Below are 13,845 nucleotides of genomic sequence, written 5' to 3'. Positions count from 1 at the left end.
AAAAAGAGTACAGACACGGGCCATGATAGATGGCGTACGGGTTTTGTGCTTTTCAACGGTAATCCAGATTCACGGCCAACTTGATAAACGCCAGGGTGGCCGGTGATGACTGGCGCTGGTCGAGAACCGCCAGACCAACCTGACGTTTGACCGGCGGTGTAAGGGGCTTTGTCACGTAGCGCGGCTGCTCCGCGTTCGGCAGCGAAAGTTCGGCGACCAGCGTCAAGGCGTCGCCACGGCTGACAGTTTCCAGGGTGCTGAGCAGTTGCGAGCTGCGATAGCGAATGTCCGGGGTCAGCCGGGCAGCATTGAACAGGCGAGAGACCAGCTCCGAGGAACCTGCTTCGGTGAGAATGAACGGGTCGTGACAGAGATCACTCAAGGTCAGGTTGTCGCGTCGGGCGAGTTCGTGATCGGCCGGTATCAGCGCGACCATCTGATCTTCCACGAGTGCGAAAGTGTCGAAACGCTCCTCGGGCAACACCACAAAACCAATATCGATACGCCGCTCTTCAAGCCATTGCAGTACCTGCCGATCCGGACCCTCGTCAACGTGAATCTCGATTCCGGGATAGGCCGCGCGGTAGTGCTGCAAAATTTTCGGCAGCAGTTTGATCGACGAGGTCGGTCCGAATGAGCCGATACGCAGCGTGCCGCGCTTCATCCCTCGGGCGTCCGCTGCTTCCTGGCGCAGGGTGCTGGCTAGCCCGAGCATGGCGCGGGCGCGTAACAACAGCCGCTGACCGATATCACTCAACTCAATGTGGGATTGATGTCTTCTAAGCAACTCGACACCGAGTTCCTGCTCCAGTGATTTGATGGCATGGGACACCGCTGACTGGGTGATGCCCAGACGGTTGGCTGCACTGGTGAAACCGTGCAGCTCGGCCACCAGCGAAAAAATTTCGAGTTGGGTCAGGGTCATGAGTATTTACTCATTTTACGATGATCAGGTATTACGCAAAGAATACGTCATCTGACTGCTTTCTTACCGTGGAGATTTATGAAAAGCCTTGTCCAGAGCGGCTCCCGTGATTCAGATGTCCCGATTTACCTGAAACTGGCCACTGTCACCATGATCTGGGGCGGGACCTTCGTTGCCGGTCGGTTTCTTGCCGACTCACTCAGCCCGTTATTCGCTGCGAGCTTGCGTTTTCTGTTGGCGAGCCTGGCCTTGCTGCTGTTCATGGTGCTGGCGCGTATCCCTTTGGTGCGCCCGACCTTCAGGCAGTGGTTGCAGCTGGGGGGATTGGGTTTTTTCGGGATCTTCTTTTACAACCTGTGTTTCTTTTACGGCTTGCACTACATCAACGCCTCTCGGGCATCGCTGATCGTGGCGTTGAATCCGGCCGTCATCGGGTTGGCTTCGTGGTTGCTGTTCAAGGAGCGCTTGAGTCGAGCCAAGGTCCTGGGCATCGCGATGTGCATCGCCGGGGCAGGGGTGGTAATCGTCAGCCGCAACCAGCAAGTGTTTGACGGGGGGGCGGCGAACACCTGGATCGGTGACCTGCTGATTTTCGGCTGCGTGCTGGGTTGGGGCATCTACTCGTTGTTTTCCAAAGGCCTGAACCAGACGTTAGGCCCGCTGCACACCGTCACCTATTCAATTGTGCTGGGCACATTGATGTTGTGGACGACCAGTGTCGCGAGTGGCGAGGTGAGTCTTGAGGTGCTGCGTGGATTGCAGGTGGGGCAGATTCTCAGCCTGCTGTACCTGGGGGTGCTGGGCTCGGCGCTGGCCTACATCTGGTACTACGACGGTATCCGCAAAATCGGCGCAACCCGTTCGGGGGTGTTCATTGCGCTGAATCCGTTGACCGCGGTGATTCTTGGTGCGCTGTTGCTGGGTGAGCATTTAAGTTGGGCGATGTGCCTGGGAGGCGGGGCGATTCTGCTGGGGATCTACCTGTGCAACAAACCTCTTGCACCGACGGCAAAAAGGGGGATTTTATAGAGAAGGCGGACAAACCTGGTTACGCTGTGTAGAATCGGGTTGCGCATATAAGAATAACGTCTTCTGGCAGCAGAAGCCTCGCCCGCAAGAGCCTTGGGTCGACAATGAAGATATTTGGGTTCCAATTGATCTACGGTGACTTTCTCGCCCGCAGTGTGCGAGGCATCTCCTGCGCGCCACCCGCCGCTCTCAGCATTGCTCGTAACTAACGATCCGTTAATCAGCATGATGAGGCGCCAACCATGGCAGATTTATACGAAAACCCAATGGGCCTGATGGGCTTTGAATTCATTGAGCTCGCATCGCCGACCCCGAATACCCTTGAACCGATCTTCGAGATCATGGGTTTCACCAAGGTCGCGACCCACCGTTCCAAAGACGTGCACCTGTATCGCCAGGGCGCGATCAACCTGATCCTCAACAACGAACCTCACAGTGTTGCCTCATACTTTGCGGCTGAGCACGGCCCATCGGTGTGCGGCATGGCATTCCGCGTCAAGGATTCGCAAAAAGCCTACAAGCGGGCCCTGGAACTCGGCGCCCAGCCGATCCACATCGAGACCGGCCCGATGGAGCTGAACCTGCCGGCGATCAAAGGCATCGGCGGTGCGCCGCTGTACCTGATCGACCGTTTCGGCGAAGGCAGTTCGATCTATGATATCGACTTCGTGTTCATCGAAGGCGTTGACCGCCACCCGGTAGGGGCGGGCCTGAAGATCATCGATCACCTGACCCACAACGTGTATCGCGGCCGTATGGCTTATTGGGCGAACTTCTACGAGAAGCTGTTCAACTTCCGAGAAATCCGTTACTTCGACATCAAGGGCGAATACACCGGCCTGACCTCCAAGGCCATGACCGCTCCGGATGGCATGATCCGCATCCCGCTGAACGAAGAGTCGTCCAAGGGCGCCGGGCAGATCGAAGAGTTCCTGATGCAGTTCAACGGCGAGGGAATCCAGCACGTTGCCTTCCTCTCCGATGACTTGATAAAGACCTGGGATCATCTGAAAAAGATCGGCATGCGCTTCATGACTGCGCCGCCAGAAACCTACTACGAAATGCTTGAAGGCCGTTTGCCTAACCATGGTGAGCCGGTCAACGAACTGCAAGCGCGGGGGATTCTGCTGGACGGCTCGTCCGAGTCGGGCGACAAGCGTCTGCTGCTGCAAATCTTCTCGGAAACCCTGATGGGCCCGGTGTTCTTCGAATTCATCCAGCGTAAAGGCGACGATGGTTTCGGCGAAGGCAACTTCAAGGCACTGTTCGAATCCATCGAGCGTGACCAGGTTCGCCGTGGTGTGCTCTCCACTGAGTAATCCGCCACTCCCTCTGTATTGGCTCTGTAGGAGCCAAGCTTGCTCGCGATAGCGATCTGTCAGCCAACATTTATGTTGAATCTGAGGACCCCATCGCTAGCAAGCTCGGCTCCTACAAGGTCAAGGTCACGGGCGGCGATGCCGCATCAGATGCTTGAATCCCTCAAACACCAACACCAGCACCGCCAACCAGATCGGGATGTAGGTCAGCCATTCTCCAGCCTTGATGCTTTCCCCAAGCAGCAACGCAACGCCCAGCAACAGCACCGGTTCGACATAGCTCAGCAGCCCGAACAGGCTGAACGGCAGCAATCGGCTGGCGATGATGTACACCACCAGCGCCGAAGCACTGATCACCCCGAGTAGCGGGATCAGAAGCGACAGCCACGGATGTTGATCGAATACGCCAAAGCCCTGTTCACCGCTGTGCACGAACCAGTACGCCACCGGAAGCAGCAGCGCCATGTCCAGCCACAAACCACCGAGGTTGTCCGCCGCCAGGCGCCGGCGCAGCACGAAGTAGGTCGGGTAACCGATGGCCACCAACAGTGTCGCCCAGGAAAAACTGCCAACCTGATACAACTCATTGAGCACGCCGAGGGTCGCGAAAAACGCGGCGATCTTTTGCAGGTACGAGAGCTGTTCGCCATAGGCGATGCGCCCGGTCAGCACCATGGTCAGTGGCAGCAGGAAGTAGCCCAGCGAAACGTCAAGGCTGTGGCCGTTCAGCGGTGCCCACATGAACAACCAGAGTTGCACGCCCAGCAATGCCGAAGACAGCAGCAGCCCCCCCAGCAATGCCGGTTTGCTGCCCACCCGACGGAGGATTTCGACCACGCGCCTCCATTCGCCGGAAACCACCATGAACACGGTCATGCACGGCACCGTCAACAGCATTCGCCAGCCGAAGATTTCCACGCCGCTCAGAGGCGACAGCAATGAGGTGTAGAAATACATGACGGCGAACAGCACCGAGGCTGACACCGATAGAGCAATACCTTTAGACAAACTGTCCTCGCGAGACATTGAGTGAGCGTGAAACGGGTGCAGAGGATACGTGGTTTCAAAGACGAATATTGTCCGAATGATCAACACCGGCCCCATGTGGGAGCGGGCTTGCTCGCGAAGACGGTTTCACATTCAACACTGATGCTGACTGGAAGGCCGCTTTCGCGAGCAAGCCCGCTCCCACAGGAATATGTGTTCATTCAATTGGTGTGTGGTTTACGCCCCGAGACGAAATGGCTCACGTCATTGAACCCAGGCGTCGAGGAATGCCCCGGTGTCACCAGCGAATCAATGAAAGCTTCGTCTTCAGCAGTGATCTTCACCGACTGAGCCTTGGTGTAGGCATCCCATTGTTCTTCGGTGCGGGGGCCAACAATGGCCGAGCTGACGGCTGAGTTGTTCAGCACCCAGGCGATGGCGAACTCGACGATGCCGACGCCGCGCTCCTGGGTGTACTTCTGAATCTGTTGGGCAATGCGCAGCGACTCGATCCGCCATTCGGTTTCCAGAATGCGTTTGTCCTGACGACCGGCGCGGCTGTTGGCGTCGGGGGTGACGTCCGGTGCGTACTTGCCGCTCAACACGCCACGGGCCAATGGGCTGTAAGGCACCACGCCGAGGCCGTAGGCGTTGGCGGCGGTGATTTGTTCGGTTTCGGCCTGGCGGTTGACGATGTTGTACAGCGGCTGGCTGATCACCGGTTTGTCGACACCGAGTTTCTCGGCAACGCGGATTACTTCAGCAATGCGCCAGCCACGGTAGTTGGACAGGCCCCAGTAACGGATCTTGCCTTGGCGAATCAGGTCGCCGATGGCCGACACGGTGACTTCCAGCGGCGTGTCGTGGTCTTCGCGGTGCAGGTAATAGATGTCCAGATAATCAGTGCCCAATCGGGTCAGGCTGGCATCGATGCCATTGAAGATGTGCTTGCGGCTCAGCCCGCTGCGATTCGGCACACCGTCCACCGGGCCGAAGCCGACCTTGGAGGCCACTACCCATTCCTGACGGTGACTGGCAATCGCTTCGCCGACGATTTCCTCGGAGCGACCGCCTGTGTACACGTCTGCCGTGTCGATGAAGTTGACGCCCTGATCCCAGGCCTTCTCGATGATGCGCAGCGAATCTTTGGTGCTGGTCTGCTCACCAAACATCATGGTGCCCAGGGTCAGCGTGGACACTTGCAGTCCAGAGTGGCCCAGTGTGCGGTAGGTCATGTGCTTAATCCCTCAAGTGAAGTGGCCGACGCGAGTCGACATTATCAATAGGGCAGTCACGGGGCAATCGATGAATGCATGGTCCCTGTAGGAGCACAGCTTGCTGGCGATGGCGTCTGTGAAAACGCTATCGCCAGCAAGCTGTGCTCCTACAGACTTGATCAGGCGCGCAGTGTGCGGGTCATGCGCAGTGCCAGCAAACTGCCGCAGACAATCACGCCGGCCAACAGGTACAACGCCGCGTCGGTCGAGCCGGTGCTGTCCTTGACCCAACCCACCAGGTACGGGCTGAGGAAACCGGCCATCTGGCCCATGGAGTTGATCAGCGCCAGGCCACCGGCAGCAGCGCCGGCGCTGAGCATGGCGGTCGGCACCGGCCAGAACATCGGCAGACCGGTGAGGGCGCCCATGGTGGCGATGGTCAGGCCAAGAATCGCAATGGCCGGGTTGGCGGCGAAGTTCACGGCAATCAACAAACCGACCGCACCCATCAGCATCGGTACCACCAAATGCCAGCGACGCTCTTTATGCAGGTCCGCCGAGCGACCCACCATCAGCATGAACACCGCTGCCAGCAGGTATGGAATCGCACTGAGCCAACCAATCACCAGGTTATCGGCGAAACCGAGGTTCTTGATGATCGACGGCAACCAGAAGTTGATCGCGTAAACGCCACTCTGAATGCAGAAGTAGATCAGCCCGAACGCCCAGATCGCTGGGTTCTTGAACACGGCCAGCAATGAATCGGTGGCGGTTCTTGGCTTGTTGGCCCAATCGATGGCTTGATCTGCCTCAAGCACTGCACGTTCTTCTGGCTTGAGCCATTTGGCACTGGCGAAGTTGTCGCTGAGCAGGAAGAACGCCAGTGCGCCGAGCGTAATGGTCGGAATGCCTTGCAGCAGGAACATCCACTGCCAACCGGCGAGGCCACCTTGGCCGGCGGCGAAGTGGTTGAGGATCCAGCCAGAGAACGGGCTGCCGAGCAGGCCGGACACCGGGATCGCCGACATGAACAGCGCCATGATGCGGCCACGGCGGAACGTCGGGAACCACCGCGAAAGGTAAAGCACCACCCCCGGGAAGAACCCGGCTTCGGCGGCGCCAGTGAACAGGCGCAGGGTATAGAACTCGGTCGGTGTGGTGACGAACAGCAGGCAGGTCGACAGCGTACCCCAGGTGACCATCATCACCGCGATCCAGCGCCGTGGGCCGAATTTGCTCAGTGCCAGGTTGCTCGGTACGCCGCACAGCACGTAGCCGATGAAGAAAATCCCGGCCCCGAGGCCGTACACGGTTTCGCTGAATTTCAGCGCATCGAGCATCTGCAGTTTGGCAAATCCAACGTTGACCCGGTCGAGGTAGTTGAACAGATAGCAGATGAAGATGAAGGGGATCAGGCGCAGGGTAACGCGCTTGTAGACGGCGTTTTTGTCGTCATCGGTGGCCAGGGTGGCAGCGGCGCTCTGTGACATGGCGGGTCTCTCTTTATTATGATTTTTTGCGATGCGAGGGTAACGTTGATCGCGTAGAGAGTCTCGGTCACCCCTAAGCGGATGTCTTTGTGCCTGAGCACAGGGTTTACGCCAACAGCCTGTGCGGGTGAACAATCAATCGCCGCACGTTTTCAAGGATTACGCCGCATGTTCGAACTCGATCACGACCTGGCGCAGGATATCGTCGACCGGGCGATGGCCATCCTGCCGTACAACGTCAATGTCATGGACAGCCAAGGGCTGATTCTCGGTAGCGGCGAGCCGGAGCGGGTCAATACCCGGCACGAAGGTGCGCAGCTGGTTCTGGCGAATGGTCGGGTGGTGGAAATCGACGCCCAGACCGCCATGCACCTCAAGGGCGTGCAGCCGGGGATCAATTTGCCGCTGCTGCTCGATCAGCGCTTGATCGGTGTGTTGGGCATTACCGGTGAACCTGAGCTGCTGCGTACTTATGCCGAGCTGGTGCGCATGACCGCCGAGATGCTGGTCGGCCAGCGCAACCAGCAGGCCGAACAGCAATGGCGTCGCCAGCGTTGTGATGATCTGTTGGCGTTGCTGCTCAGCGAGGCGGGAGATTCGCCACGGCTGATCGATGAAGCTCAGCAAATGGGCCTCAAGCCGCAGCTGTCGCGTACCCCTTATCTGTTCGAGTTGGGCCTGGAACATGGGGCGGGGCAAACCGCTGAGGCATTGAGTGCCTGGCTGATCTCACGCTATCCCGACAGTTGGTGCGTGAGTTCCGCCAAGTCGTCGTTGCTGTGGTGCAGGCCGACTACGCAAACGGTGGAGAATGAACGCTTGCTGGAGAAGCTCGAAGGTCTGGGCTGGAACATACTGCGCCTCGCCGTGGGTGGCCAGGCCGACGGTTTGCAAGGCTTGCGCCGTTGCTATCGAAGGGTCGGCGATTTGCTGGCGTACGGGCGCGATGTGCTGCCGAAAACCCGTTTGCTGACGCTGAACCGCTATCGACTGCCGGTCATGCTCTGGCGCCATCGCAACGACGATGCGCTGGACGAGTTGCTCACTCCACTGCGCAAAGTCATCGCCAAGGACGGTAACGGCCAACTGTTGGCGACATTGCGCAGCTGGTGCGAACACGACGGCCAAAGCCAGGCGTGTGCCGATGCGTTGGGCATTCATCGCAATAGCTTGCGTTACCGCATGGAGCGCATCGCCGAACTCAGCGGCGTTGACCCGCTGCGCCTAGACGGCATGCTCGCGTTGTACCTGGGCGTGCAGCTGCTGCCGCAGACCGACACCACCCCCTGACAACACAAATCCCGTAGGAGCACGGCTTGCCGGCGATGGCGATCTTACGGGCGCCATCGCTAGCAAGCTATGCTCCTACGGTAATGCGGGCGGCAGGTTTGTGAGAATGAACAATAAACCCATGCTGCACTTGTGCAACGGACCGGCGTTATTGTTCATGCCTGCTGGCAGCATGGGGGCATTGAAACTGGAGAATTCACATGAAAATCGTCATCGCCCCCGATTCGTTCAAGGACAGCCTGAGTGCCGAAGCCGTGGCCGACGCCATCGCGTTGGGACTGGCCGAGGTCTGGCCAGATGCGACGCTGGTCAAGTGCCCAATGGCTGATGGCGGGGAAGGGACGGTCGAGTCGATTCTTGCTGCCTGCGAGGGTGAGCTGCGCAGCGTCACCGTACAGGGGCCACTCGGCACACAGGTCGAGGCGCATTGGGGCTGGTTGCCCCACAGCCACACCGCGATCATCGAAATGGCCGAGGCCAGTGGTTTGCAGTTGGTGCCGGTGGGCAAGCGCGATGCGTGCACCAGCAGCACCTTCGGCACGGGCGAACTGATCCGCTCGGCGCTCGATGCGGGCGCGCAGCGGATCATCCTGGCCATCGGCGGCAGCGCCACCAACGACGCGGGTGCCGGCGCGTTGCAAGCGCTAGGCGTACGACTGCTCGATGCCCAGGGTCAGACGTTGAAACCGGGCGGTCTGGCGTTAGCGCAACTGGCGCAGATCGATCTGAGTAGCAGGGACCCGCGTCTGGCCAACGTGCGCTTCGAGATCGCCGCCGACGTCAACAATCCACTGTGCGGCCCCCACGGTGCCTCAGCGATTTTCGGTCCGCAGAAAGGCGCATCAGTCGAACAGGTTCAACAGCTGGATCAGGCTCTTGGGCATTTCGCCGGGCTTTGCGCCCAAACCCTGGAAAAGGATCTGCGTGACGAACCGGGCAGTGGCGCCGCGGGTGGTCTGGGGTTTGCGGCGAAGGCGTTTCTTGGTGCGCAATTTCGCGCCGGCGTGGAAGTGGTCGCCGAATTGGTCGGCCTGGCTGATGCGGTACGTGATGCGGACCTGGTGATCACCGGCGAGGGCCGCTTCGACGCCCAGACCTTGCGCGGCAAAACGCCGTTTGGCGTGGCGCGTATCGCCCAGCAGCAGGGTGTGCCGGTGATCGTCATCGCTGGCACCCTTGGTGACGGCTACCAGCAGATGTACGAACATGGCGTGGACGCCGCATTCGCGCTCGCGTCCGGGCCCATGACACTGGAGCAAGCCTGCGCCGACGCCCCGCGCCTGTTGCGTGATCGAGCGCGGGACATCGCCCGCGTCTGGCGCGTGGCGGCTCTCAAAGGCTAAAGGCAATCCTGTAGCAGCTGGCGAAGCCTGCGTTCGGTTGCGTAGCAACCGTAAAACCGGTGAACGCATTCAGCCTGACAAACTGCGTTCGGTCCTTCTACAAGAGTCCTCTGAAACCCGACAAGTGTTTCATCCTTGAAACACTTGTCATATCAAGAAATATATTTCTCTCGGGCCTGCATAAAACCTCAAGTCCTGCCGATACAGGGTATAGGCGCACACAGCTACCAGACTCCAGACGCCTATCTGCACGCTGGGAGCGATCTCCTGCTTGCCAGCGTTCACTGCATGGATGCTCGAAGACATCACTACTCCGAGACTCATCCTATGTCCTTGCGTAATATGAATATCGCACCTCGAGCTTTCCTGGGTTTTGCTTTCATTGCGTTGCTGGTGATCGTACTCGGCGTATTTGCCGTGAACCGTATGTCGATCATCCGCCAGGCCTCCATCGACATGGAAACCAATCAACTACCCAGCGTAGCCTTCCTTGGGAAAATCTCAGAGAACGTCTTGCGCTTGCGCATTCTGTCGTTCCGCGTGCTGGTAAACCGCGACGCGGCCGGGTTGCAAGAAGCTGAAACCCGCATCAGCGTACTTTCTGACAACGCCAGACAAGCTCAAAAGAGCTATGCGGCCCTGCCAGCCGGCCCGGAAGAAACGGCGGTGTACAAAGCTTTTGCGGCAACGCTGGACAGTTATCTGCAAGCGCAAAGCCAGATGATGGAGCTGTCGCGGCAGAACAAAGTCGATGAGATGCACAACCTGATCAATACGCGTATCAAGGACGGTACCGATCTGATGGGTGAGCAGTTGAACAAGCTGATCGCCATTAACCAGGCTGGCGCGACCGAGGCTGACGCGCTAGCTGGCGACCAATATTCTTACGCCACCAACGGCATCATCGCGGTTTCGGTAATCGCTGCGTTGGTGACGGTGTTGCTGGCCTGGTTGCTGACCCGCAGCATCGTCACGCCGCTGAACCGTGCTGTTGCTGCCGCCGAATCCATCGCTGGCGGTAACCTGACCAAACCCATCGAGGTCGACGGCAAGGACGAACCGGCGCGTTTGCTCGGTGCCTTGTCGACCATGCAAACCAACCTGCGCAAAACCATTGAGCAGATCGCAGGCTCCGCGAATCAGCTGGGCGCAGCGGCAGAAGAACTCAGTGCCGTGACCGAGGAAGCGTCGCGCGGTCTGCAACAGCAAAACAACGAAATCGAACAGGCCGCGACTGCCGTCAACGAAATGACCGCCGCCGTGGAAGAGGTCGCACGCAACGCGGTGTCCACGTCCGAAGCGTCCAATCAATCGACCCAGGCCGCCCGTGAAGGTCGCGACCGCGTGGTGGAAACCGTTAACGCCATTCAGACCATGACCCATGACGTACAGAACACCTCGCTGATGATTGAAGGTCTGGCCACTCAGGGCCGCGATATCGGCAAGGTGCTGGACGTGATTCGGGCGATTGCCGAGCAGACCAACCTGCTGGCACTCAACGCGGCCATCGAAGCGGCGCGTGCCGGTGAAGCCGGGCGCGGTTTTGCGGTGGTGGCGGACGAGGTCCGCGCCTTGGCGCATCGCACCGCGCAATCGACCCAGGAAATCGAAAAAATGGTCGCCGGGATTCAAAACGGCACCGGCGAAGCGGTCGACTCCATGCAGCAAAGCAACCAGCGCACTCACTCGACCCTGGAACTGGCCCGTGCTGCCGGCGTGGCGCTGGAGCAGATCACCCAGTCGATCCACCAGATCAACGAGCGCAACCTGGTGATCGCCAGCGCCTCGGAAGAACAGGCGCAGGTGTCGCGCGAAGTGGACCGCAATCTGGTGAACATCCGCGACCTGGCCACTCAATCGGCCGCCGGTGCCAACCAGACCAGCGCCGCCAGCCATGAGCTATCGCGTCTGGCGGTAGATTTGAATGCCATGGTGGCGCGTTTCGTGATTTGAGATAGGGTTGAATGTGGAGTTTGCGCGACAGGAGAAGTACATGCGCTATTCAGCCTTGACCCAACGAATTGCCGGCGACGGAGCCGATGCCTGGCAGATTCACTACCGAGCGCTGGAGTTGCGCGAGCAGGGCGTCGATGTGTTGCTGCTGTCGGTCGGCGATCCGGATTTCGATACACCGAAGCCGATCGTCCAGGCGGCTATCGACAGCTTGTTGGCCGGCGATACCCATTATTCGGAGGTGCGCGGCACGCGGTCGCTGCGCACCAGCATCGCCCGCCGTCACACCCGGCGCAGCGGTCAGGCGGTGGATGCCGACCATGTATTGGTGCTGCCGGGCGCGCAATGTGCGGTGTATTCGGTGGTGCAATGCCTGCTCGACCCGGATGATGAAGTGCTGGTCGCCGAACCGATGTACGTGACTTACGAAGGCGTGTTCGGCGCCTGCGGGGCGAAGGTGGTGCCGATAGCGGTGCGGCCGGAGAACGGTTTTCGCGTTGACCCGGCGGACGTCGCCGCACGGATCACTCCCAGGACTCGCGCAATTTTGCTCAACAGTCCGAACAATCCTTCCGGGGCAAGCTTGTCGCTGCCGATCTGGCAGGCCCTCGCGCGTTTGTGCATCAAGCATGATCTGTGGCTGATCAGCGACGAGGTCTACAGTGAGCTGTTGTATGAAGGTGAGCACATCAGTCCGGCCAGCCTGCCGGGGATGGCCGAACGCACGGCGACCGTGAACAGTCTGTCGAAATCCCACGCCATGAGTGGCTGGCGAATCGGTTGGGTGATCGGTCCAAAGCTGTTGACCGAACACCTGGAGAATCTTTCGCTGTGCATGCTCTTTGGCATTCCGGATTTTGTTCAGAACGCAGCGTGTGTGGCACTGGAGGCTGATCTGCCTGAGCTTGCCCTGATGCGCAGCGAGTACCGTGCGCGGCGTGATCTGGTGTGCGCGCGATTGAACGATTGCCCGGGTATTAATCCGGTCATTCCGGATGGCGGGATGTTCGTGATGGTCGATGTGCGCGAGACCGGGGTGGGCGCGCAGGCGTTCGCCGAAAAATTGCTGGAAGGTTATGCCGTGTCGGTGCTCGCCGGTGAAGCGTTTGGGCCCAGTGCGGCGGGGCATATCCGCATTGGTCTGGTACTGGACCAACAGCGGCTGGCCGAAGCCTGCCGCCGGATCGTGCAGTGTGCGACGGAGCTGCTGGAGGCCCGGCGGGCCTGATCAGTCTGAAGTTGTGTGCTGAATTTGATGGCCTGCTCGCGATAGCTATCTGACGGCCGCCAAAACCATCAAGCTTTCCACGCTTGGCCATTCACCAGATTCGCCGGGCGCTCACCGGCCAGCGCCGCCAGCAGGTTGTCGACGGCGCACCGGGCCATGGCTTCGCGGGTTTCGTGGGTCGCGGAGCCGATGTGCGGGGTCGCTACCACGTTATTCAACTGCAACAACGGCGAATCATGGGCCAGCGGTTCGCGCTCGAATACATCCAGCCCCGCCGCGCGAATCTGCCCTTGGCGTAACGCTTCGATCAACGCCGCTTCATCGACCACCTTGCCGCGGGAGATATTGATAAAAATGCTCTCCGGGCGCATCAGCGCAAACTGCTCAGCGCCGATCAATCCTTCGGTTTCAGCGGTCAATGGCAACGTCAGGCAGACAAAATCTGCCTGCTGCAGCAAGTCCGCCAAGCTGCGATAGTGCGCGTTGAACCGCTGCTCCACCGCAGGTTTCGCGCCGTGGCTGTGATAGAGAATTGGCATGCCAAAGCCGAAATGCCCACGCTGGGCCAGCGCCTCGCCGATGCGGCCCATGCCGATAATGCCCAGAGTCTTGCCGTGCACATCGCTGCCGAAATGCGCCGGGCCGATGTTGCGGTTCCATTGCCCGGCGCGCACCAGGTTGGCCAGTTCAACCACGCGCCGGGCAGTCGCCAGAATCAGCGCAAAACCGGTGTCGGCGGTGGTTTCGGTCAACACATCCGGCGTATTGCTGAGCAGGATCTGCCGACGGTTCAGGTAGTTGATGTCGTAGTTGTCGACGCCGACCGAGACGCTGGCAATGGCCTTCAAGTGTGGCGCCAGGTCGAGCAGTTCGGCGTCCAGTTTCAGACTGGCACCCAGCAAGCCGTGGGCACCGGGCAGCGCTTCGCGTAACAGCTTCAGACCCTCGGCGTTCAGGTTGTCGATCAGCGTCACCTGAACCTGTTCATGCAGGCGAGCCATGAGTGACGCAGAAAGTTTTTTGTACAGCACGACCTGCTTTTTCATCGGATCAGTCTCTTGTTC

11 protein-coding genes and 1 pseudogene are annotated in these 13,845 nt (G+C 59.6%); 7 read left to right on the top strand and 5 right to left on the bottom strand.

Going from position 1 to position 13,845, the window contains the following annotated elements:
- Window positions 1–52 precede the first annotated feature (52 nt).
- Entirely contained in the window at window positions 53–925 is an 873-nt protein-coding gene (locus ACIPIN_RS13740; RefSeq protein WP_401119462.1) for a LysR family transcriptional regulator, read from the bottom strand.
- Window positions 926–1,003: 78 nt separating this feature from the next.
- On the opposite strand from ACIPIN_RS13740, the gene ACIPIN_RS13735 reads away from it, so the two are divergent.
- Window positions 1,004–1,954, top strand: coding sequence for a DMT family transporter (locus tag ACIPIN_RS13735; RefSeq protein ID WP_401119460.1), 951 nt, complete (start codon window positions 1,004–1,006; stop codon window positions 1,952–1,954).
- A 242-nt stretch (window positions 1,955–2,196) separates the two neighbouring features.
- Window positions 2,197–3,273: a 4-hydroxyphenylpyruvate dioxygenase gene (gene hppD, locus ACIPIN_RS13730; protein WP_123424842.1), complete on the top strand. Its 1,077-nt coding sequence runs from the start codon at window positions 2,197–2,199 to the stop codon at window positions 3,271–3,273.
- Between the two features lie 126 nt (window positions 3,274–3,399).
- Here the strand turns inward: hppD and rarD are convergent, their stop codons facing one another.
- The 3 genes from rarD to ACIPIN_RS13715 form a co-directional block, all read right to left on the bottom strand.
- Window positions 3,400–4,281, bottom strand: coding sequence for an EamA family transporter RarD (gene rarD / locus ACIPIN_RS13725; protein ID WP_401119458.1), 882 nt, complete (start codon window positions 4,279–4,281; stop codon window positions 3,400–3,402).
- A gap of 200 nt (window positions 4,282–4,481) precedes the next feature.
- Entirely contained in the window at window positions 4,482–5,495 is a 1,014-nt protein-coding gene (locus ACIPIN_RS13720; protein ID WP_401119455.1) for an aldo/keto reductase, read from the bottom strand.
- Window positions 5,496–5,656: 161 nt separating this feature from the next.
- Window positions 5,657–6,967, bottom strand: a complete 1,311-nt coding sequence (locus ACIPIN_RS13715) for an MFS transporter (RefSeq protein WP_401119453.1) — start codon at window positions 6,965–6,967, stop codon at window positions 5,657–5,659.
- Between the two features lie 168 nt (window positions 6,968–7,135).
- Between ACIPIN_RS13715 and ACIPIN_RS13710 the strand changes: the two genes are divergently transcribed.
- From ACIPIN_RS13710 to ACIPIN_RS13690, 5 genes and pseudogenes are all read left to right on the top strand, one after another.
- The gene (locus tag ACIPIN_RS13710; RefSeq protein ID WP_401119450.1) at window positions 7,136–8,257 is read left to right on the top strand and encodes a sugar diacid recognition domain-containing protein; all 1,122 of its coding nucleotides are present in this window, start codon (window positions 7,136–7,138) and stop codon (window positions 8,255–8,257) included.
- A 200-nt stretch (window positions 8,258–8,457) separates the two neighbouring features.
- Window positions 8,458–9,600: a glycerate kinase gene (locus ACIPIN_RS13705; protein WP_401119448.1), complete on the top strand. Its 1,143-nt coding sequence runs from the start codon at window positions 8,458–8,460 to the stop codon at window positions 9,598–9,600.
- 288 nt (window positions 9,601–9,888) lie between these two features.
- Window positions 9,889–10,695, top strand: a pseudogene (locus ACIPIN_RS13700) (MCP four helix bundle domain-containing protein); the annotation flags it as partial.
- A complete protein-coding gene (locus ACIPIN_RS13695; RefSeq protein WP_401119638.1) occupies window positions 10,690–11,553 on the top strand; it encodes a methyl-accepting chemotaxis protein in 864 nt (287 codons plus the stop codon). The pseudogene ACIPIN_RS13700 and the gene ACIPIN_RS13695, both read left to right, overlap by 6 nt.
- A 40-nt stretch (window positions 11,554–11,593) precedes the next feature.
- Window positions 11,594–12,781, top strand: coding sequence for a pyridoxal phosphate-dependent aminotransferase (locus ACIPIN_RS13690; protein ID WP_401119446.1), 1,188 nt, complete (start codon window positions 11,594–11,596; stop codon window positions 12,779–12,781).
- A gap of 68 nt (window positions 12,782–12,849) precedes the next feature.
- On the opposite strand, the gene ACIPIN_RS13685 is transcribed toward ACIPIN_RS13690, so the two are convergent.
- Window positions 12,850–13,827 (bottom strand): 2-hydroxyacid dehydrogenase, encoded by a 978-nt coding sequence (locus ACIPIN_RS13685; RefSeq protein WP_401119443.1) that lies wholly within the window; start codon window positions 13,825–13,827, stop codon window positions 12,850–12,852.
- Window positions 13,828–13,845 lie beyond the last annotated feature (18 nt).

The sequence above is a fragment of the Pseudomonas sp. NPDC087697 genome, assembly GCF_044743155.1.
GTDB lineage: Bacteria > Pseudomonadota > Gammaproteobacteria > Pseudomonadales > Pseudomonadaceae > Aquipseudomonas.
This window is presented reverse-complemented; position numbering and strand designations above follow the sequence as displayed.